Here is a 20454-nt window from a genome sequence, read left to right as displayed (position 1 = left end):
TTTTAATTATTTAGAAACCAGATAAACCACGTCTTCACCATCGTTTTCTTTCCAGTTCACTATTACTTTTTCTTCATTTATAGCATCTACCTGTCGCCCGTTATAATCTGGCTGAATGGGTAAATGACGGCTAAAACGCCTATCTATAAAACTTAATAATTCAATTTCTGCAGGCCTGCCAAAAGATTGTACGGCAGTTAGTGCAGCCCTAATGCTGCGGCCGGTGTAAAGAACATCATCTATAAAAACCACTTTTTTATCTTCAACAATAAAATCAATTTTAGTTTTATTCGCTTCAAGCGGTTTGTCACTTCTTCTAAAATCGTCTCGATAAAAAGTGATATCCAGGTGACCGTATTTTAAATCTTCAATCTGGTATTCCTCTTCCAGAATTTTTATAATTCTTTCAGCAAGAAAAACACCTCGCGGTTGGATTCCTATAATTACGGTATTTTTAAAATCGGTGTGATTTTCAACTAACTGGCAGGCAAGACGGTGTAAAATAATATTTATTTCAACAGCATTCAGTAATGTTCTTTGGCCCATAGTTTAGTTGCAAAAAATAGAAGTTCTGTCACAAAAGTAAGCTTTTTTATTTTTTTCTGAAGTTGAATAGACTTCAGTTTTAAATCTTTTTACTAAAGGACTTAAACTAGATATTCTTTTATTCAATTGAAGGTTAAAATTAGTATTTAAACATACACTGAAGTTTTTATATATTAAATAAAACTCTGATTTTCAATAGTTTTATAGATTAAAATTAAGTAATTTTATAGTATTAAATAGATGAAATTATGTTGGTAGAAAGACACGATTACGATACTGTAAGCCAGGCAATGAATGGTCTTGCTGCTCGAGGTTATACCACCGACTTTAAATTAGAGCCGGAAAAGGATAAAATTGTTGCTCCACAGCGCTCCCTTGAACTTTCTCCTGAAGATTTTGAAATTGATGAAATCTACCGTTTTGAAGGGATCACAGATCCAGGCGATGAAATGATTGTTTACGCCATTTCTTCTCACAATCATAAAATAAAAGGCGTTTTGGTAAATGCTTTTGGAACTTATTCTGATTCTAATACTTACGATATTGTAAAGCGTCTGCATAAACACCTTTAGATCTTCCTAACTGGATTTTAATCCCAATAAATTCTTTAATTTTATAGAGCTATTGAACTTAAATTTTTAGCTCCTGTTTCAGCTGAAATTCCTGAATTTCAGTTATAGGTTATTTTTTACCAATAATTTAACCTAGGATGAGGCTGGTTTTTACTTAATTGAAACAAAAAATTATGGAAGATAAAATACTTGGTTTACACCATATTACTGCAATTGCCGGAGATGCGCAACGCAATTACGATTTTTACACCAAAGTTCTAGGATTACGAATGGTTAAGAAAACGGTGAATTTTGATGATCCTAAAACCTATCATTTTTACTTTGGCGATAAAGTTGGCTCCCCTGGAAGCATTCTAACTTTTTTTCCGTGGCCACGAGTTAAGCAGGGGAAAAACGGCGTGGGAATGGCTACCGAAATAGGTTATTCGGTTCCCGAAGGCAGCCTCGATTTCTGGCAGGAGCACTTTGAAAAACACGGAGTGGAGTTTGGAAAAATCAGGGAGCAGTTTGGAGAACAATATTTACCTTTTAGAGATCCCGACGGACTTAATTTAAAACTAATTGTCACTAAACACCAGGATAACCGTGAGGCCTGGGAAACCGATGAAATTAAAAGCGATGTGGCTTTAAAAGGTTTTCATAGTGTAACTCTTACTCTATTTAATGTTGGTCCTACTGCCAGTATTCTAACAGATATTTTTGACTACGAACTCGAAGAAAAATCGGGTGAATTTTATAGATACAAAACCAGTGCAGTAGAAAATGCTGCTATAATTGATATTCACGAAGACCCAACAGCCGACCGTGGAATTAACGCCGGTGGTACTAATCACCATATCGCTTTTCGGGTAAAAGATGAAGAAACCCAAATGCGCTTTAGGGAAAAAATTATTCAGAAAGGTTTACAAATCACCGAAAAAATAGATAGGGATTATTTCTATTCGCTCTATTTTAGAGAACCGGGCGGAGTTTTATTTGAAATCGCTACCGATAATCCCGGCTTTACAAGAGATGAAAGCCTTGAAGAACTTGGAAGCAACCTAAAATTACCTGAACAATATGAAGGTTCCAGAGATAGGATTGAAAAACTCCTGCCTGAATTAAAACAATAGACAAACATAAAAGACTATCTCAGAATCTTTAACGTCATCCTGAATTTATTTCAGGAACTAAGATTCTGAGATAGTCTTTATCAATAAGGAAGAAAACCCCTACTCTACCACATACATCTCGTTAGATGCTTTAATATATTCCTGCGGATTAAAAGTAGACTCAAAACTGTTTCGCACCACGTTAAGTTTCGTTTTTAGATCGGCGATTTTAGTTTTTAAATATTCATCGTTCTCGTATTTCTTGATAAGCGAATCATATTTCTTTAAATTTTCGAGAATTCTAAAAGTAATAGTTCCAAAACGGATCTTTAAATTCTGTACCGCGATCATCTGGTCGTGATAATCCTGTTTCCAGTTTTCAGGATTTTTAGCTTTTTCTTCAGCGATTTTATTTTCAGCAATTTTAGAAATATCTAAAATATACTGCGTACGTTTTTTTGCATCGGTTTCATTTGTGAAATTACGATCAAACTCGGTTGGATCTATTCCCAGGATTTGTACTAAATTTTCCTGCATTGCCTTTTCCTGTAGCTCTTTTAATTCATCCAGGTTTTTATTAATAGATTCCCATTCGGTTTCTATAAGATCCTTATCGTGGGTAAATTGCGCCACAGTTGTGGTTAGTTTCAGCATTTCTGTACTTTGCTGTTTCAGTTTTTTATCGCCCCAACCAAGAGAATTTATAAAGCTTCCAATTCCGTCAAAAACGGTTCCGGCAAACATTCCGGTAAATGGTGTGCCCTGGGCAAGATCTCCAGTTACATTTAGAATATGGCTTAAAGCAGAAAGCCTGGCATCATTTTTCTTTTCATCTTCAATAAACTTTCTAAACTCGCCAAACCACTCCTGGTAACCTTCATAATGCATTGGGTTACTCACCTGGTCTAAAGTTGCATAAAATTCACGGGAAGCATTAAAAAGATTTAGCGGCTTAATTTCGCGTTCCATAGATGCTAAATTTAGCACGGCAGAACTGTAATTATATTTGTAAACGCTAATGGTATTTTTATCTATTTCTTCCTGGCGTTCTTCAAGGAATTTAACACGTTCCAGAAGTTTTTCTACTTTTTCTGCAGAAGAATTCGTGTTTTGAATGCTTTCATCAAGGTTGCTAATTTTTGAATCTATTTCTTTAATTCTAAATTCCAGATTCTGACTTAACAAACTGCGTTCTCTATTAAGCTCCTGGAGCACCTGCTGGGTTACCGATTGGTCATCGGCAAAGCTTTGTGCCAATGAATTCTGAAAAAACATACCCGTAAAACACAGGAAAATAAAACCTAATTTATTCATTATCAATTATTTTAATCAGCTAATTTATTTATTTATAACGATTGGAAGATAATCATATTCTATGCCAGTTCAATTTTTAATTTTAATCATTCAATTTTCCCAGCCTTAGAAGAATAGGAAAAACTATTTTATTTTCATTTCCAAAGGCGGTTTTAAGTTCATTTTTAATCAAATTTACAGGATTTTCACCCTTTTCTTTTTCATAGTGTTTTACAGCGCTCCAGGTTTCTAAGTATCCTATTAAATGATCAAAACTCCATTGATATTCCTGCTGAAACGCAGGTGTTTCAATTTCCTGAAAAGGAAAAGGAATTGTTTGATATTTTTCATCTAAAAAGCGCCTCTCTTCATCCCAAAACGGGCCAATAATATCTTTATAAAATTTATGAATCAGCTTATCTGTTTCCATATTACTTTTAAATAAGGAATAACCTATTATCGCAATAATTCCATTAGGTTTTAAAACCCGCTCTACTTCGTTGTAAAAAGTTTTAAAATTGAACCAGTGAACGGCCTGCGCCACAGTAATAAAGTCAAAAGTTTTATCCGGAAAGTTTGTTTTTTCAGCCCGTTGCACAGAGTATTGAATATTAGGCTTCTTTACTGCATTTTCTAATTGTTGCTTACTAATATCTGTAGCTTCTACTTTTTGAAAGAGATTTGCTAATTCTCCCGCTACCTGGCCATTTCCCGTTCCGCAGTCCCAGGCGGTTTCAGTTGCGGTTAATTTTGCTTTCAACATTTCATATAATTCCTGCGGATAAGCAGGTCTGTACCTTGCATAAGACGAAGATTGAGTAGAAAAATTATCTTTCATTAAAATATAATTTCAATTAAAAATAAGTAAAATAAAGACAAAAAAAGAACCGTCTTTTTAGACGGTTCTTATAAATATTATAATCTAAATTTTTCTATTGATTTACATCAAGGGTATCTGGCTCCTGACTGTAATCTGACTCATCTACTGCGCCCGGATTCACCCTCATTGTACCATCATCTGTTGGTGCGTCCATATCTTCCATTACATCTGCAGCCTTATGGAAGAAATTACGCAACTTTTCTTTCGCATTATCAGCTTGCATATCAATATTCTGAAGTTCAGCTTTCAAGTCATCTACTTCTTCAGAAAGTTCATCATAAGCATTTTCCTGGAGTTTTTCGAGGGAAGCTATGGCAGTTTGCAATTGTGCGTTCATATCATCTGCCGGTTGGCTTAGACTATCGCCAATAACTTCAAGCTTTTCATCGGCCTGCATTCCAAAATCTCTACTTCTTTCTGAAACTGCAGCTGCAAATTTTTGCAAAGCTGTTTCAGGATCAATTTCTTCCTGCATTTCTTCATACTCATCATCTCCATCTACATAGGTAAGATAATCTGCTACCGCATTAGTTTGATAAGCATAATTAGACATAGTATCCTCCTCTATCTCCAGGGTCTGTTCGATTTCTATCTCTGCATCATCGGCTTTTTTATTACCATCATTACAGGCAAATAAAAGCCCGGAAGCCATAACTATAAGCCCGGTTTTTTTGACAAAAGCCGGTGTTTTAAGTTTAGATTCAAAATTCTTTCTCAGTTTCATAGTTTCCTATTTTGGTTGTTTTACTTAAAATTAGGAAATAAATAAAAGCTGAAACTAGCACGAATGATAAACTATTTCTAAAAATTTAGATAAAATTCTAATTTTAGTTAAATTCGAGTGAATAAGTATAAAAAAGGCAAAATTATCTTAAAAAATTGCGATTTACACGTTGAATCTAAAGTGCATTACATCGCCATCCTGTACAATATACTCTTTACCTTCTACTCGCATTTTACCGGCTTCTTTTACCTTAGCTTCGCTTCCAAAACTGTCAAAATCGGCATAAGAAATTACCTCAGCGCGAATAAATCCTTTTTCAAAATCGGTATGAATTACTCCGGCTGCCTGTGGCGCAGTAGCTCCTACAGGAATAGTCCAGGCGCGTACTTCTTTAACTCCCGCGGTAAAATAGGTTTGGAGGTTTAATAATTCGTAAGCTCCACGAATTAATTTGGCAGAACCAGGTTCTTCGAGACCAATATCCTGAAGAAACATTTGTCTTTCTTCAAAATCATCAAGCTCGGTAATATCAGCTTCAGTTCCTACGGCAAGTACCAAAACTTCAGCATTTTCTTCTTTTACAGCTTCTCTTACACGATCTACGTGGGCGTTTCCATCTACCGCCGCATCTTCATCTACATTACAAACGTACATCACCGGCTTATCGGTAATAAATTGAAGCGGTTTTATAAAATCTTTTCTTTCTTCTTCGGTTAAATCTATAGCCCTAACAGATTTCCCTGCTTCCAGACCTTCTTTAACCTTAGTAAGTGCAGCTTCTTCTTTTTGGGCCTCTTTATTCCCGGTACGGGCAGCACGCTTTACTTTCTCCAACTTTTTCTCTGCTGTTTCAAGGTCTTTTAGCTGAAGCTCCATATCTATGGTTTCCTTGTCCCGAATAGGATCTATAGAACCATCTACGTGCACAATATTATCGTTCTCAAAACAACGCAAAACATGTAGAATGGCATCGGTTTCACGAATATTTCCAAGAAACTGGTTCCCCAATCCTTCGCCTTTACTAGCGCCTTTTACCAAACCGGCAATATCTACAATTTCTACTGTGGCCGGCTGTACTTTTTCGGGTTTAACCAAACTTTCCAATCGTTGAATCCTGGGATCTGGAACATTCACTACCCCAACATTAGGTTCTATGGTACAAAAAGGAAAATTCGCACTCTGTGCCTTTGCATTAGAGAGACAATTAAATAGCGTTGATTTTCCTACGTTTGGTAATCCTACAATTCCGGCTTTCATAGTAATGATTTTTTGCGGCTGCAAATGTACATATTTTCTAGTGTAGCGACTAATTTCTTTTTATCTACCAAAGCAATTCAGCTCAAATTATCAATATTTCCCTAATGCCGACATTATTTGTATGTTTATTGCTGTTATATGTTGAAAGCTTTTCAGAAATAATTCAATTGGAATACCAATTATTTCTTTCTGAATTATGTCGAATTAAAATAACTCGAATTGCTATGAAAAAAATTCAAATTTTACTGCTCGCACTCTCATTGAGCCTTGCAGGATGCTATACTGACAGAGACGATCTAGATACCGATGGTAGTAATCCTGAAGTTCCAGAAATTCCCCAGGAAACTGAAAATCAGTTTGTTTCTGAAGACGGTGAGATTTATTCCACCGGACTTGAATGTACAGGCAACGGTGATTATAATATAGATACTGAAAACCTACTGGAAGGCCTGGTTGTTCCCGATACATTACCGGCTGCTTTTGATCTTTCTGAAAACCTTCCACCGGTTGGCGATCAAGGTGAATTGGGAGCCTGCGTTTCCTGGGCAACGAATTACTATATGAAATCTTTCCAAGAAAAAATCGAATCCGGTTTACCATATTCTGAAGCTACTATATTTAGTCCGTCTTATACATATAACCAACTTACCACCGATGAATGCGGCGGAACTTCAATTCCTGAAACTTTGGCTTTAATAGAAGAACAGGGAGCCGCCACTTTAGAACTTTTCCCATATACTGGTAATGAATGCGAAACCCAACCCGACGAAGCTGTAATTGAAGCCGCCGAAGAAGCAAGAATAGCTTATTATAAAGGTTTAAGCGGGGAAAATATGCTAGCTGAAATGAAAGCGCTAATTATCCAGCAACAGCCTATTGTTATAGGCGCTGTGCTTTCGCCCGAGTTTGGGAAAACCGATAGTTTTGGTTTGAGTGCATATCGCGAACACGCGGTAAATTACGATGATGTAACCTGCCACGCGATGTTGGTGGTTGGTTTTGATGATGAAGTAAACGCTTTTAAGGTTGTAAATTCCTGGGGAGAAAGCTGGGGCGATAATGGTTTTGTGTGGATAGATTATCAAGCTTTTGAAAATGTTAGTGAAGAAGACGCGCCTTTTAAAGTTATTAACCAGGCTTATGTGGCTTACGATCTTTAGATCGCTTATAAGTCACAGTTTAAAAAATAAGTGTTTTCCCATAATTTAAACGCAAGAGGGTTTGTGAATTGTCACTTTGCCCTAACTTTGCAGCTATGGAAAATAACCGGGTTTTACATACGCTTAAAGAATATTTTGGATTTGATAGTTTCAGACCGCTTCAAAAAAAGATAATCGATTCGGTTTTTGAAGGCAAAGATAACCTGGTAATTATGCCAACCGGTGGTGGAAAATCTATTTGTTACCAGCTTCCGGCCATTTTACTTCCTGAAATCACCCTGGTAATTTCACCGCTTATCGCATTGATGAAAGACCAGGTAGACGGACTTACTGCGAATGGAGTTCCAGCGGCATTTTTAAATAGTAGCCAAACCGAAAGCCAGCAACAGGAAATCTTTAAAAAAATTGATTCCAAAGAATTAAAACTGCTTTATGTTGCTCCAGAAAGTCTACAGTTCGTAGACCGTTTTATGAGTGACGGCAAAATAAGTTTGATCGCGGTAGATGAAGCACATTGTATCTCCAGCTGGGGCCACGATTTTAGACCGGCTTATACGCAACTAGGCTATTTAAAAAATCGCTTTCCCACTACTCCAATGATCGCGCTAACTGCCACAGCCGATAAAGCTACGCGAGAAGATATTTGCCGACAATTAAATATTCCCAATGCCGAAAAGCACATCGCTTCGTTTGATAGGAAAAACCTGAGTTTAGATGTTCGGCCCGGAATTAAGCGCTTTGAGCAAATCACCAATTTCGTAAAAACCCGAAAAAAGGAAAGCGGAATTATCTACTGCCTAAGTAGAAAAAACACCGAGGAAATTGCTGAAAAACTGCAGCGAAAAGGTTTTGAAGCGGAAGCTTACCACGCAGGTTTACCAGCAGAGAAACGTATCGAAATTCAGGATAATTTTATCAATGATAATTCAAAGGTTATTTGTGCTACCATCGCTTTTGGGATGGGCATCGATAAATCTAATATTCGGTGGGTAATTCATTACAATATGCCCAAAAACCTGGAAGGCTATTACCAGGAAATTGGTCGTGCAGGGCGTGACGGTCTGCCTTCAGACACTATGCTTTTTCATAGTTATGCCGATGTAGTGCAGTTGCAAAAATTCGCTTCCAACTCGGGAAATGAAGAAGTACAACTTGCAAAGCTAGACCGAATGAAACAATATTCAGAAGCCTTAAGTTGCCGCCGAAAAATATTGCTGAGTTATTTTGGAGAATTAAAGCAGGAAGATTGTGGCAACTGTGATATTTGTAAGAATCCACCGCAGTTTTTTGATGGAACGGTAATCGCTCAAAAAGCACTTTCGTGTATTTTCAGGCTAAAAGAAAACGAACCCATTACTGTGCTTATAGATGTGCTTCGCGGTTCACAAAATGAGTCGGTTTTCAGTAAAAATTATCAGCAAATTAAAACCTTTGGGATTGGAAAAGATATTTCCTGGCACCACTGGCAGCAGTATATTATTCAGCTTATCAACCTTGGTTATGTAGAAATCGCTTTTCACCGTGGCAATAATTTACAGCTTACCGCATTGGCTAAAAATGTTTTGTTTGAAGGCGAAAAAGTCCAACTTGCTGAAGTTCCTGACCGCAAAAAATTGAAACGAAGGGAAGAAACAGAAGTTTCAGAAAAAACTTCAGATAATTCCCTTTTTGAAAAACTAAGACAGTTAAGGTTAAAAATTGCTCGTGAAGAAGAAATTCCCGCCTACCTCATCTTTAACGATGCTACGCTTAAAGAAATGGAGAAATCCCGACCGATGACCGATGATGAATTTCTCCAGATAAACGGAGTAGGAAGGCAAAAAATGCAGGATTACGGTTACGAATTCATAAAGGAGATCATCGCTTTTAGTAAAAAAAAACGTAGCACTAAAAAACGTAAAAAAGCGAATACTTATAAGGCTACACTTGGCTTATTGAACGAAGGTTTAAACCTGGAAGAAATCGCTAAAAAGCGAGAACTGGCCATCACTACTATTTATTCACATTTAGCAAAATTATATGCTGAAAATGAAGATGTAGATCCTATGAAATATATTTCTAAAGCCGATTTTAAAGCTATTGAAAAAGCTAAAATTGAACTTAAGAACCCAGAAGGTTTAAAACCATATTTTGAACATTTTGAAGAAGCAATAGATTACGGCACCATCAGATTAGCTTTAGCTGTTTTAGAAAAAGAAGAAGCGAAAGTTTAAAAATCTTCGAGCCCAATTTTATTTAAAAGCAAGCCCGAGGCCGGTACTATGTAATCCATTTGCATTTCAACGCCGGGTTTTAGGCTGTTTTCCAAATCTTCCAGTGTCAATTCTCCTCTACCAAGTTGCAGCAAAGCGCCCATCATTAACCTTACCTGGTGCCTTAGGAAACCGGCGCTATGAATATGAAAAATATAAGATTTTTCAGGAAAAAAACTGGCGGTGATTTCGGTATTTTCAACTAATTCAGATTTTATAATCTCACGCTCAAAAGTGCTGTTTTCTGAAACCCGCACGCAGTAGTTCCTAAACTGGTGTTTACCTTCAAAAAGCTTTGCTCCCTTTTTCATCAATTCAATATCCAGATCAAATTGAAAATTAGCCATTAATGGCGCACAGAAAGGATGATTTTTCTCACCAAAACTAAATAAATAAGCATATTCTTTAAGTTTTGGATGCTGAATAATATTGAATTTCGCATCTACTTCGGTGATGGCAAGCGCCCGAATATCCTGTGGTAAATTCTGGTTGAATTCTCTTAAAAACTCATCCAGATCGGAAAGTGGTTCATAATCTAAAAACAACTCAAAAGCCGACTCCTGGGCAGAAACCATAGCATCGGTTCTACTGGTGCCCAAAATTTTAAACTTTTGTTCAGGCATCACATAACGCAGAGTTTTTGTAATTAATTCTTCTACTGTTTTTACATCTGGCTGCTTTTGCCAGCCGTGTAAACGATAGCCTAAATACTGAACTTTAATAAGGTAAAAATAGCGCCTGGGTTGCAATGGTTGAGTTTTCGTGGTTGGGATAACTTTTTTTAATATGCCCTTTTCTTATTTAGTTCTTCCATTTCTTTAATTGCATCAGAAGGAATAACCTTAAGAAAAGAAGGGTGCTGCTCTATGGCATACTCAAGCTTGCTCACAATTTCTTCAACAGAATCATTTTCGTAATCTATGTCTAGCGGTTCCTTAATTTGCATAGTTTGCAAAATACCGCGCTTTTTGATCCTGATTCCTTTTTTATCAAAAGAACGCCTAAAACCATCAATTACAATAGGAATTACCACCGGTTTATATTGTTTTATAATGTGTGCAGTTCCTTTTCTAATGGGTTTAAATGGTTTGGTAGTTCCCTGTGGGAAAGTTATTACCCACCCGTCTTCCAGGGCCATACCAATATTCTTTGTATCGTCTGGATTTACTTTTCGCTCAACTTCTTCGCCTTTTGCACGCCAGGTTCTTTCAACACTCACAGCGCCGGCATAAGCCATAATTCTATAAATCAAACCGGCATTCATCGTTTCTTTAGCCGCTACATAATAAATATTGAGTTTTGGCTGCCAGATATACCCTATATTTTTAATGGAATCTACCCGTCCGCTTAAACTCGCATTAAAAACGTGGAACATCGCGGTTACATCAGCAAAATAAGTTTGATGATTAGAAACAAAAAGTACATTGTTATCGGGAAGGTTTTTAATGATATCTGAGCCTTCAATGCTAAGTTCATTATAACCGCGATAACGGCGGTGGCTAAGTAATCCGAAAATACGGATAAGCCACTTTTTCAGAAATAAAAAATGCCCAAATGGATTTCTTTTAAATAATCCCATAGTTTAATTTTCAGTTCTTACTTTTTGTATAATTCCAGTTCGATTAAATTAGGAAACCTAATGAAAAAATATAATTTAATTATGAAACAAGCTGGGCACTATTTTAAATCTCGATTATCGAGTAGAAATTAAGCCCGGCAAATATAGTAATTCTTAGTTTTTAAAAGCTTTTTCTAAAAATTTCCCGAATTTCACTCAACATCATCCCCGTAGCTCCCCAAACAATTTGTTCATTTAATCTAAATGCAGGAACAACCATTTTACTTGAGTAACTTGTGCTCAACTCCTGGTTCACAAAGTTAGAATGATCTAAAAAATGATCTAAATCTACCTCTAAGATGCGTTCTACTTCACTTTCTTGCGGAATTAAATTCGGCGTTTTTTCCAGCAAACCTAAATAAGGTTGTACCCAAAAATTACTGGGCGGAATGTACAAACGGGTAAGCTCTCTTATTACTTCAATATTATTCCTGGGAATTCCAACTTCCTCTTCTGTTTCACGTAAAGCAGTTTGTTGCAGGTTATCATCTTCAGGTTCAACGCGGCCACCGGGAAATCCAATTTGATTAGAATGAACGCCTTTATAGGTTTTTCTTAAAATTAGAACCAGATGAGTTTTTCCAAAATTATCGGGATAAAAAACCGCCATAACACCAGCTTTATTAGGCTTAAGGCTTTTAATATCAAGATTTCTCATCTCTTCAATGCGGTTGCCGGGCACTAATTTATGATGCGCCTTTTCTCCCGGAAGGACAATTTTTTTTAAATTTGGTATCCTGTCTTTAAAATCCTGAAAATCCATGAAAATCTCGCTTGCTTTCGTTTATCTTTTTCTAATTCTTTTTTTTGCAAGTTGTGAAGATAAGGAATCTTCCAGTAAAAATGCTTCGGAAAAGCCTTTAGATAAAGAAGAAGTTAATCAAAAAACTTCCAAATTAGATTCACTGAGAGCAAAATATAGTAAAGCTGAAGAAACCTCTTACCAAAGCGATTCTATTCAAAGCAACAAAGAGTTTCCCATTGCACAGGAAGAATTAATTCCATTTCTAACTCAGTACGGGAAAGAAAATCCGGAAACCCGGGTGAGAATCATTACCAGTTTTGGCAATATTGAAGTAGAACTTTTTAGAGATACTCCCCTACACCGCGCCAATTTTATAATGCTGGTAAAAGAAGGTTATTTTAACAGTACCTTTTTTCATCGTGTTGCTCCCGGCTTTGTGATTCAGGGAGGGAATTCAGATAATGTTACTACTCCCCGCCAGCGCTCACAAATTGGAGATTATTTAATTCCCAGTGAATTTGATACCGGCCATAAACATACTTACGGAGCTTTTTCAGCAGCAAAATATAGTGAGCAAAATGTAAGTAAAGCTTCTTCGCCTTTTGAATTCTTTATTGTTATGAAAGAAAACGGAACCCCACATTTAAATAACGACCATACTGTTTTTGGGCGTGTAACCAAAGGAATGGAGGTTGCCGAAAAAATTGAAGAGGTTGAGACCGGCCAATCTGAATGGCCAATTAATAACGTGGAAATGGATATTGAAATAATTAATTAGGCCCGCTGGGTATAATAATTATAATCTGTAATTACCTGCTGAATAAATTCCATAGGAGACTCCTTCGGTTGAGTTTCCAGTAATTCTGATAATTTTTCTGAAAGTGATAGAATAAGTCGGTGGTTATGACTTCTTCTCGCAGTTTGATAGAGGTTTTTAATATTTTGTACATCTGCATCCTTTAAAACACTCACCTGCGGATATTTTGGTCGGTAGCCTTCAGGAACATCTACTGCCAGGCTTCGATTTAAATTCGTTCTTGGTTTTTCAGAAATCACCGTGGTTTTTGCAGCTAGATCGCCCAACCGCTGCCCTTTTCCGTTTAATAAAATAGTGACCACCGCAATAGCTCCACTACTAATAGAAATATCAATAAACCGAAGCAACCACCTGATTAAATATTCAGCAAAAGCGGGCCGGCTGCCATCTATCTTTACTACCCTAATTTGTAAAGCGGCCTTTCCCGGGGTTTGCCCATTATATAAACTCTCCCATAATAAATAATATAATAGCGAAGGCAAGCCCATTACAAGGTAGTAAACCCATTGCCCTGCGGCATCAAGCCCCGTACCGGCCAAAGCCAAAGAACTTATTACTATATACAACCCAATTATAAAAGCATCTACGATAAAAGCAAGGATACGATCGCCCACGCTCGCAACATTCTGATTAATACTTATATTTTGAGCGGTTTCAATTTGAAAATTATCCATTTAATCTGTTTCTTTGAGTCATAATAGAAAAACCATGCGAGAAGCTGCATTTGTGAAGCAAAATAAGGATAAATGGCTTAAATTTGAAAGCCAGCTTCAAAATAAAAATATACTGAGACCAGAGCAGCTCTCTAATATTTATATTGAAATTAGCGACCATCTAAGCTATTCCAGAACGTTTTATCCTAAAAGCAATACTACTAACTATTTAAATCAGTTAGCCGCTTCAGCGCATCAAAAAATCTATAAAAATAAAAAAGAATCACAAAACCGGTTTATCACCTTTTTTACAAAAGAATTCCCATTGTTTTTCTATAAGTTTCAGAAACAATTATTGCTAAGTTTTTTAATTTTCGCGCTTTTTTCTGCGGCGGGCGCATTTTCAGCAGCATCAGATCATACTTTTGTGAGAAGTATTTTAGGCGATGCCTATGTGAATATGACTTTACAGAATATTGCTGAAGGAGATCCTATGGCGGTTTATAAAAAAATGTCTGAAACCGATATGTTCCTGGGAATTACGATCAATAATATTCGGGTCTCGCTAATGGCTTTTAGTATGGGAATCCTCGCAGGAATTGGCACGGTGTTTATTTTAATGCAAAACGCAGTAATGCTCGGATCCTTTCAATATTTCTTTTACGACCAGGGCTTACTTTGGGAATCTGCCAGAACAATTTGGATTCACGGTACTATTGAAATTTCAGTAATTATTATTGCGGGTTGCGCAGGACTGGTAGTTGGAAAAAGTATACTTTTCCCCGGCACTTACACTCGTCTCACCTCTTTTGTAAAGGGCGTTAAAAACGGATTAAAAATCGTGATTAGTACCATTCCATTTTTTATCCTGGCGGGATTTCTGGAAGGCTTCGTAACCCGATTAACCCAAATGCCCGATTGGCTGGCGATTTTAATTATTGGTAGCTCCCTGGCACTAATTCTATTTTACTATATTTTTTACCCCATATTTCTACATAAAAAACAACAAATTCATGAAGCAGGATTACATTGATTTTAAGCAACAGCGAGAGCTGGGCGATATTATAAGCTATACGTTTAAGTTTATTCGTGAAAATTATAAAGCCTATTTTACAAGTGTTATAAAAATTTCCTGGCCGGCGTTTCTGCTTTTAATCGCTGCCGTATCTTACTATTCGTATACCACGGTTGGTAATTCTTTAATGTTCAATCAGGATGGCGGGTTTTTTATCGGTTTTGGCTTATTAATGGTTGGGCTACTATTATATTTCTCAGTAATGAACGTGGCGGCATTTCATTTTATAAAATCTTACGTTACTAATAATGGAGAAGCCAGTCACCAGGAGGTTAAACAAGGCGTGAAAAAAGATTTAGGAAAAATGTTTGGACTTGGCGCCGTTACCTGGATCTTGATTTTCGCCGGACTTATAATTTTTATTCTGCCCGGAATTTATTTAAGTGTTCCGCTTAGTATTGCGGCTGCGGTACTTGTTTTTAAAAGCGAAAGTATTGGCGGTAGCATTTCTGAAGGTTTTCACCTGGTAAAAGATAATTGGTGGATGAGTTTTATAAGCCTTTTCTTAATCTGGCTTATCGTGTATATCATCAGCCTTATTTTTCAACTACCGGTGCTCATTTATACTTTTGTAAAAATGTTCACAATTATGGAAGAAAATTCGGCTTCTTCAACAAATGTTGCCGAGTTATTTGATTGGGTTTATCTCACCTTAACCATAATTGCGTCTGCCATTCAATACCTGCTTTACGCCATTACACCAATTGGGGTTGCTTTTGTTTATTATAACCTTAATGAAATAAAATACTTTACCGGCGCCTACGAAAGCATTGAAAATCTTGGTAAAAACAATTAATGATTAAAGTCTTTCTTCTTTTCAGTTTTATTTTCTTCGGAAACTTAATTCCGCAAGAGCAAGCGATGACTGATTCTACGGAAGTGGTTCAGAATTCCTCTGAAGAAAATCTGGAGAAAGCTAATTTTGATGCTGAAAAAATTGAAGCTTATAAATCTGATAAAGCATTTGATTATCTAGAAAAGATTGAAGAAGATTCCTGGTGGACCCGCTTAAAACGTTGGATTAACCTTAAATGGAATGCTTTTTTGCAATGGCTTTTTGGCGATTACCAAACCAACGCTTTTTGGAGTGCAGTTCTCTCAGCTTTACCCTATATATTCCTAATCTTAGTCCTTGGTTTAATTACCTGGCTTTTTATTAGATTAAATCCAAGGAATGCAGTGATGGCTGCACCTATTACCGGAAGAGTCAATCTTCAAAAAGAAGAAGAAATCGTAAAATCGGCAGATATCTCTTCATTAATTGAAAAAGCGATTCGAGAAGAAAATTATCGCCTTGCTGTTCGGTATTTATACTTAAAGAGCTTGCGTTTGCTTGATCAAAAAGAGCATATTTCGTATAGATTTCAAAAAACAAATGAAGATTATATTAACGAAATAAAGGAGACTGAAATAAAAAGCCAGTTCACCAAAATCACCCGACTTTACGATTTTATCTGGTATGGGGATTTTGACCTTTCTAAATCGCGTTTTCAAAAAGTAAACCGGGAATTCAGCCAAATGGAAAATAACCTAAAAAGCGGAAATAATGGGTAAGACTTCAAAACTCTTCTTTGCTGCATTCCTGCTTTTGGTAATTTTTCTCACTTACCTGGAAGCTACAGAACCTGAACCGGTAAACTGGACGCCCAGTTATATGAGTGACGATAAAATCCCACTGGGAAGTTTTGTTTTTTATGATAGCTGGAAAAATACTGAAAACTGGAAATTTGAAGAAATTGACGTTCCACCATTCGAAAAACTATCTGATAGCCTGGAAAACGGCACCTATTTTTTCCTCAATAATGCCGTGTATTTTGATCAGGATGAGTTAAATAAATTGCTTGATTGGGTTTCTAATGGAAATCATCTTTTTATATCGGCCAGGGGAATTAGTCCCGAGTTGTTAGATACACTTCATTTAGAAAATAAGGTTTTTATTCCTAAAAACGATCTAAGTTCAAAACCACAATTGAATTTTGAAAACTCAGCTTTAAAAAAAGAAAACGATTTTAAGTTTAAAAATGAATTTTCGTCACTTTACTTTCATCAAAAAGACAGTGCGCAAATCGAAGTTCTGGGAAAAATTAATATCCAGGGAGATGAAAAAAACAGTCAACCTAATTTTATAAGGTCCGATTTTGGAAAAGGGAAAATTTACCTGCATAATACCCCTGAAGCTTTTGGGAATTACTTTTTACTAAGCAATAAGAATTACGAATATGCCGAAAATATCCTGGCTTATATGGAAATGGGAAACCAGGTATTTTTGGATAATTATTATAAAGCCGGAAAAACATATTATTCTTCCCCGCTTTATATTTTACTAAGTGATACCCGCCTTAAATGGGCCTATTATTTTCTGCTGGCCGGCTGCGTTTTGTTCATTATTTTTGAAGGAAAACGAAAACAGCGGTCTATTCCGGTGGTAGATCCTTTAAAAAATCAGAGTTACGAATATGCCAAAACTGTTGGAAATCTTTATTTAGAAGAAAAAGAATATGAAGAATTGATCTCTAAGAAAGTCAATTTATTTCTTGAATATATTCGTTTACAATATAAAATTTCAACAAAAACCATAGACGAAGAATTCTATACCTTACTGGCGGCAAAATCTGGAAACAGCGTAGCTTCAGGAAAGAAACTTTTTGAGAAAATCGAAAAGCTCTCAAATAATAAAAGTGCCGGTAAAAGTGAATTTTATGAACTTTCTGAGGCAATAAATAATTTTAAATCACATTCCAATGGAAAACGAAATAAATAATGAAAACGAATCTTTAGATTTTGGCAGTCGCATCCCGCTGGACGATCTTAAACAAGCGGTTTCAAGTTTAAAAAACCAACTGGCCAAAGTAATTGTAGGTCAAAACGATTTTGTAGAACTCTTAATTGCAGGCCTGCTTTCTAACGGTCACGTTTTAATTGAAGGTGTGCCCGGTGTGGCCAAAACCTTAACCGCAAAATTATTTGCTAAAAGCCTGGAAACAAACTTTAGCCGAATTCAATTTACACCAGATTTGATGCCGAGTGATGTTTTAGGAACTTCGGTCTTAAACGCGCAAAAAGGTGAATTTGAATTTAAACCCGGACCCATTTTTTCCAATATCGTTCTAATAGATGAAATTAACCGCGCTCCTGCTAAAACCCAGGCAGCTTTGTTTGAGGTGATGGAAGAGCGCCAAATTACCATAGATGGGGTGCAGCATGATTTGGAAGCGCCATTTATGGTCCTGGCTACACAAAATCCTATAGAACAGGAAGGAACTTACGCCCTGCCCGAAGCCCAATTAGACCGTTTTTTATTTAAAATTGAAGTGGATTACCCCAGTCTTGAAGACGAAATAAATATTCTAAAAACCCACCACGACCGCAAGGGCTCGTTACCTATTTCACAGATTGAAGCTGTTTTGAATCCTAAGAATCTAAACGAGTTAAAAGGCCAGATTCAGGAGATTATTATGGAAGAAAAACTGATGCATTATATTGCCAGTATTGTAGGTAAAACCCGTAATCACTCTCACATTTATCTTGGGGCTTCTCCCCGGGCATCTATCGCGGTGATGAACGCTTCTAAAGCATTTGCAGCAATAAACGGAAGAGATTTTGTAATTCCAGAGGATATTAAAAAAGCACTAAATCCTGTTTTAGCGCATAGATTAATTATTAGTCCCGATCGTGAAATGGAAGGAATTACTGCCAAAGAAGTAATAGAAATGATCTCGCAATCTGTAGAAATTCCACGCTAGTGCTTAACTTCTTAAAATCTTTATATTTAAATCAGCGTTTTTTCTATGCGATCTTTGCTATCGCATTGCTCTTTCTATTTTCTTATTTCTTTGATTTTTTATACGGATTCACCTGGGTTTTAAGCCTTATCCTGCTATTGTTTTTTCTAGCCGAGTTGGTTAGCCTGTATAAATCTAACCGAATAAATGCCGAAAGAATTCTTCCGCAGAAATTCTCAAATTCAGATGAAAATGAAGTGGAAATAATCCTGGAAAATAACTATGGCTTTTCTATTTATACTGAAATTATTGATGAAATCCCTATACAGTTTCAAAAGCGGGATTTTTTAAAACAATTAAAGATTGGCGCCGGTAATTCTGAAAAATTCAGCTATTATTTACGGCCAGTTGCTCGTGGGGAATATTACTTTGGAAAACTAAACATTTACGTTTTTACCAAAATTGGTTTGGTGAAAAGACGCTCGGTTTTTGGAAACAAGCAAATGCTGAAGGTCTATCCATCTTTTATTCAGATGAAAAAACTGGATTTTTTAGCTATAGATAATCGTTTATCACAACCAGGATTAAAAAAAATTAGAAGGATTGGCCACACGATGGAATTTGAACAAATTAAGGAATATGTGCCCGGAGACGATGTGCGAACCATAAACTGGAAAGCTACCGCCAAACAGGGCGACCTTATGGTAAACCAGTTTCAGGATGAAAAAGCGCAACCAATCTATTCAATTATAGATACCGGCCGGGTAATGAAAATGCCTTTTAATGGTTTGAGTTTGCTGGATTATGCAATTAATAGTAGCCTGGCTTTTTCTAATATAGCGCTGAAGAAAAAGGATAAAGTTGGGCTAATTTCTTTTTCATCAAGAATTGGAAACATCTTAAAAGCCAATGCAAAACTAAGCCAGTTGCAACAAATAATGGAGCGTTTATATAATATCAATACTCAATTTCCCGATTCAGATTTTAATATGCTTTACAGTAATTTGCGACAAAGAGTTACACAACGCAGTTTGCTGATGTTATACACCAATTTTGAGCATATTTCGGCTTTAAAAAGACAGCTTCCCTATTTAAAGGCCATTAACAAGAAACACGTTTTAGTAGTTATATTTTTTGAAAATACCGAGTTGGATAAAGTGATAAGTAGCAGTCCTGAGAATACTACCGATATGGCTCACCAGGTAATTGCGGAAGGTTTTGCCCACGATAAAAAACTAATGGCCGCCGAATTAAGGCAACACGGGATTAATACTTTACTCACCAAACCCGAAGATTTAAGTATAAATGCCATCAATAAATACCTTGAAATTAAAGCGAGGGGAATACTTTAATCCCGCTATTACGAGCAATGCAGCGGCATTGTAATCTTTTACTGGAATTTAGCAGAGTTGACTCCAGTCTTACACCAATCCCAATTTTCTTTCAGTCTTTCCTCTTTACTCTTTTTGCTCTTTTCTTTTGAAGAATCTACAATTCAGCACTCAAAAATTACAACTCGGTATTATTTATTAAATCTAAAGGATAAATCAAGTTAGTTTTGAGCCTATAAACCAATAAAAATTAACTAATTATGAAAACAATTGCCATTTTATTTAGTCTTTTTCTTTGCAACCTTGCTTTAGCCCAAACAGAAAATTCGGGTAACATTTGTGTTAGTGTAGATAACATTGCATCGGAAGAAGGAAAAGTTTATTTCGCCCTTTTTAATGAAGATAATTTTCTTAAACAAGCACCAGTAAAGGGAGAAGTAAGTGAAATTAAGGACGGTGTTGCAATGGTCACTTTTAGTGAAATACCACCTGGAACCTATGCTGTAACTGCCTACCATGATAAAAATGGGAACCAGAGAATGGATTTTGAATCAAATGGTATGCCTACTGAAGATTATGGAGTCTCTAACAATCAAATGAATTTATATGGGCCACCAATCTGGGAAGATGCGAAATTCAATTTTGATGGCGAGAAGAAAGAAGTAAACCTCAGGTTTTAGTTTCAAAAGTTTAATATTCTTCTTTGCGTATAGATAAA

At 36.4% G+C, this 20454-nt stretch carries 21 protein-coding genes; 12 read left to right on the top strand and 9 right to left on the bottom strand.

Features of this window, described 5'->3' with window-relative positions:
• Positions 1-6: 6 nt before the first annotated feature.
• A complete protein-coding gene (pyrR, locus tag BM084_RS15900; RefSeq protein ID WP_079734259.1) occupies positions 7-546 on the bottom strand; it encodes a bifunctional pyr operon transcriptional regulator/uracil phosphoribosyltransferase PyrR in 540 nt (179 codons plus the stop codon).
• 248 nt (positions 547-794) lie between these two features.
• Here pyrR and BM084_RS15895 point away from each other — a divergent pair, with 248 nt between their 5' ends.
• Both BM084_RS15895 and BM084_RS15890 read left to right on the top strand, forming a co-directional pair.
• Complete coding sequence (locus tag BM084_RS15895) at positions 795-1118, top strand: phosphoribosylpyrophosphate synthetase (RefSeq protein WP_075327185.1); 324 nt, start codon at positions 795-797, stop codon at positions 1116-1118.
• Positions 1119-1291: 173 nt separating this feature from the next.
• On the top strand, positions 1292-2230 hold the full coding sequence (locus BM084_RS15890) for a ring-cleaving dioxygenase (RefSeq protein ID WP_093306029.1): 939 nt from the start codon (positions 1292-1294) through the stop codon (positions 2228-2230).
• A 99-nt stretch (positions 2231-2329) separates the two neighbouring features.
• Here the strand turns inward: BM084_RS15890 and BM084_RS15885 are convergent, their stop codons facing one another.
• The 4 genes from BM084_RS15885 to ychF all read right to left on the bottom strand — a co-directional run bounded on the left by BM084_RS15885 (position 2330) and on the right by ychF (position 6363).
• Positions 2330-3523 carry a hypothetical protein gene (locus BM084_RS15885; protein ID WP_093306026.1) on the bottom strand — a complete coding sequence of 398 codons (1194 nt, stop codon included), beginning with the start codon at positions 3521-3523 and terminating at the stop codon, positions 2330-2332.
• A gap of 82 nt (positions 3524-3605) precedes the next feature.
• A complete protein-coding gene (locus tag BM084_RS15880; protein WP_093306024.1) occupies positions 3606-4340 on the bottom strand; it encodes a class I SAM-dependent methyltransferase in 735 nt (244 codons plus the stop codon).
• Positions 4341-4434: 94 nt separating this feature from the next.
• Positions 4435-5106: a hypothetical protein gene (locus BM084_RS15875; RefSeq protein ID WP_093306023.1), complete on the bottom strand. Its 672-nt coding sequence runs from the start codon at positions 5104-5106 to the stop codon at positions 4435-4437.
• A 162-nt stretch (positions 5107-5268) separates the two neighbouring features.
• Positions 5269-6363 (bottom strand): redox-regulated ATPase YchF, encoded by a 1095-nt coding sequence (gene ychF / locus BM084_RS15870; RefSeq protein WP_093306021.1) that lies wholly within the window; start codon positions 6361-6363, stop codon positions 5269-5271.
• A 224-nt stretch (positions 6364-6587) separates the two neighbouring features.
• Here ychF and BM084_RS15865 point away from each other — a divergent pair, with 224 nt between their 5' ends.
• Both BM084_RS15865 and recQ read left to right on the top strand, forming a co-directional pair.
• Entirely contained in the window at positions 6588-7523 is a 936-nt protein-coding gene (locus tag BM084_RS15865) for a C1 family peptidase (protein WP_177195723.1), read from the top strand.
• 95 nt (positions 7524-7618) lie between these two features.
• On the top strand, positions 7619-9736 hold the full coding sequence (gene recQ, locus BM084_RS15860; protein ID WP_093306017.1) for a DNA helicase RecQ: 2118 nt from the start codon (positions 7619-7621) through the stop codon (positions 9734-9736).
• Here recQ and BM084_RS15855 read toward each other — a convergent pair.
• The 3 genes from BM084_RS15855 to BM084_RS15845 form a co-directional block, all read right to left on the bottom strand.
• Positions 9733-10524, bottom strand: coding sequence for a tRNA pseudouridine synthase A (locus BM084_RS15855; protein ID WP_093306015.1), 792 nt, complete (start codon positions 10522-10524; stop codon positions 9733-9735). The genes recQ and BM084_RS15855 overlap by 4 nt on opposite strands.
• Positions 10525-10556: 32 nt before the next feature.
• Positions 10557-11354: a lysophospholipid acyltransferase family protein gene (locus tag BM084_RS15850; RefSeq protein WP_075327194.1), complete on the bottom strand. Its 798-nt coding sequence runs from the start codon at positions 11352-11354 to the stop codon at positions 10557-10559.
• A gap of 160 nt (positions 11355-11514) precedes the next feature.
• A complete protein-coding gene (locus BM084_RS15845; RefSeq protein WP_075327195.1) occupies positions 11515-12156 on the bottom strand; it encodes an NUDIX hydrolase in 642 nt (213 codons plus the stop codon).
• Here BM084_RS15845 and BM084_RS15840 point away from each other — a divergent pair.
• On the top strand, positions 12155-12916 hold the full coding sequence (locus tag BM084_RS15840) for a peptidylprolyl isomerase (protein WP_075327196.1): 762 nt from the start codon (positions 12155-12157) through the stop codon (positions 12914-12916). The genes BM084_RS15845 and BM084_RS15840 overlap by 2 nt on opposite strands.
• Here BM084_RS15840 and BM084_RS15835 read toward each other — a convergent pair.
• The gene (locus tag BM084_RS15835; RefSeq protein WP_075327197.1) at positions 12913-13629 is read right to left on the bottom strand and encodes an RDD family protein; all 717 of its coding nucleotides are present in this window, start codon (positions 13627-13629) and stop codon (positions 12913-12915) included. The two genes, BM084_RS15840 and BM084_RS15835, sit on opposite strands and share 4 nt — an antisense overlap.
• A 34-nt stretch (positions 13630-13663) precedes the next feature.
• On the opposite strand from BM084_RS15835, the gene BM084_RS15830 reads away from it, so the two are divergent.
• From BM084_RS15830 to BM084_RS15800, 7 genes are all read left to right on the top strand, one after another.
• On the top strand, positions 13664-14641 hold the full coding sequence (locus BM084_RS15830; RefSeq protein ID WP_075327198.1) for a stage II sporulation protein M: 978 nt from the start codon (positions 13664-13666) through the stop codon (positions 14639-14641).
• The gene (locus BM084_RS15825; RefSeq protein WP_093306013.1) at positions 14622-15479 is read left to right on the top strand and encodes a hypothetical protein; all 858 of its coding nucleotides are present in this window, start codon (positions 14622-14624) and stop codon (positions 15477-15479) included. The genes BM084_RS15830 and BM084_RS15825 overlap by 20 nt, the downstream gene beginning before the upstream one ends.
• Complete coding sequence (locus BM084_RS15820; protein WP_093306011.1) at positions 15479-16237, top strand: hypothetical protein; 759 nt, start codon at positions 15479-15481, stop codon at positions 16235-16237. Before BM084_RS15825 ends, BM084_RS15820 begins: the two co-directional genes overlap by 1 nt.
• Positions 16230-17444, top strand: coding sequence for a DUF4350 domain-containing protein (locus BM084_RS15815; protein ID WP_075327201.1), 1215 nt, complete (start codon positions 16230-16232; stop codon positions 17442-17444). The genes BM084_RS15820 and BM084_RS15815 overlap by 8 nt, the downstream gene beginning before the upstream one ends.
• The gene (locus BM084_RS15810; RefSeq protein ID WP_093306009.1) at positions 17425-18426 is read left to right on the top strand and encodes an AAA family ATPase; all 1002 of its coding nucleotides are present in this window, start codon (positions 17425-17427) and stop codon (positions 18424-18426) included. Before BM084_RS15815 ends, BM084_RS15810 begins: the two co-directional genes overlap by 20 nt.
• Entirely contained in the window at positions 18426-19757 is a 1332-nt protein-coding gene (locus BM084_RS15805) for a DUF58 domain-containing protein (protein ID WP_093306007.1), read from the top strand. The genes BM084_RS15810 and BM084_RS15805 overlap by 1 nt, the downstream gene beginning before the upstream one ends.
• 239 nt (positions 19758-19996) lie before the next feature.
• The gene (locus BM084_RS15800; RefSeq protein WP_093306004.1) at positions 19997-20416 is read left to right on the top strand and encodes a DUF2141 domain-containing protein; all 420 of its coding nucleotides are present in this window, start codon (positions 19997-19999) and stop codon (positions 20414-20416) included.
• Positions 20417-20454: the final 38 nt, after the last annotated feature.

This window comes from Salegentibacter agarivorans, from assembly GCF_900113135.1.
Classification (GTDB): Bacteria; Bacteroidota; Bacteroidia; order Flavobacteriales; family Flavobacteriaceae; genus Salegentibacter; species Salegentibacter agarivorans.
The sequence above is the reverse complement of the archived record's forward strand: the minus strand, read 5'-3'. Positions and strand labels throughout refer to the sequence as shown.

Bases quoted from the DNA above. Each gene is read 5' to 3' on its own strand.
- pyrR (WP_079734259.1), bottom strand. From the start codon at position 546: ATGGGCCAAAGAACATTACTGAATGCTGTTGAAATAAATATTATTTTA.
- BM084_RS15895 (WP_075327185.1), top strand. From the start codon at position 795: ATGTTGGTAGAAAGACACGATTACGATACTGTAAGCCAGGCAATGAAT.
- BM084_RS15890 (WP_093306029.1), top strand. From the start codon at position 1,292: ATGGAAGATAAAATACTTGGTTTACACCATATTACTGCAATTGCCGGA.
- BM084_RS15885 (WP_093306026.1), bottom strand. From the start codon at position 3,523: ATGAATAAATTAGGTTTTATTTTCCTGTGTTTTACGGGTATGTTTTTT.
- BM084_RS15880 (WP_093306024.1), bottom strand. From the start codon at position 4,340: ATGAAAGATAATTTTTCTACTCAATCTTCGTCTTATGCAAGGTACAGA.
- BM084_RS15875 (WP_093306023.1), bottom strand. From the start codon at position 5,106: ATGAAACTGAGAAAGAATTTTGAATCTAAACTTAAAACACCGGCTTTT.
- ychF (WP_093306021.1), bottom strand. From the start codon at position 6,363: ATGAAAGCCGGAATTGTAGGATTACCAAACGTAGGAAAATCAACGCTA.
- BM084_RS15865 (WP_177195723.1), top strand. From the start codon at position 6,588: ATGAAAAAAATTCAAATTTTACTGCTCGCACTCTCATTGAGCCTTGCA.
- recQ (WP_093306017.1), top strand. From the start codon at position 7,619: ATGGAAAATAACCGGGTTTTACATACGCTTAAAGAATATTTTGGATTT.
- BM084_RS15850 (WP_075327194.1), bottom strand. From the start codon at position 11,354: ATGGGATTATTTAAAAGAAATCCATTTGGGCATTTTTTATTTCTGAAA.
- BM084_RS15840 (WP_075327196.1), top strand. From the start codon at position 12,155: ATGAAAATCTCGCTTGCTTTCGTTTATCTTTTTCTAATTCTTTTTTTT.
- BM084_RS15845 (WP_075327195.1), bottom strand. From the start codon at position 12,156: ATGGATTTTCAGGATTTTAAAGACAGGATACCAAATTTAAAAAAAATT.
- BM084_RS15835 (WP_075327197.1), bottom strand. From the start codon at position 13,629: ATGGATAATTTTCAAATTGAAACCGCTCAAAATATAAGTATTAATCAG.
- BM084_RS15830 (WP_075327198.1), top strand. From the start codon at position 13,664: ATGCGAGAAGCTGCATTTGTGAAGCAAAATAAGGATAAATGGCTTAAA.
- BM084_RS15825 (WP_093306013.1), top strand. From the start codon at position 14,622: ATGAAGCAGGATTACATTGATTTTAAGCAACAGCGAGAGCTGGGCGAT.
- BM084_RS15820 (WP_093306011.1), top strand. From the start codon at position 15,479: ATGATTAAAGTCTTTCTTCTTTTCAGTTTTATTTTCTTCGGAAACTTA.
- BM084_RS15815 (WP_075327201.1), top strand. From the start codon at position 16,230: ATGGGTAAGACTTCAAAACTCTTCTTTGCTGCATTCCTGCTTTTGGTA.
- BM084_RS15810 (WP_093306009.1), top strand. From the start codon at position 17,425: ATGGAAAACGAAATAAATAATGAAAACGAATCTTTAGATTTTGGCAGT.
- BM084_RS15800 (WP_093306004.1), top strand. From the start codon at position 19,997: ATGAAAACAATTGCCATTTTATTTAGTCTTTTTCTTTGCAACCTTGCT.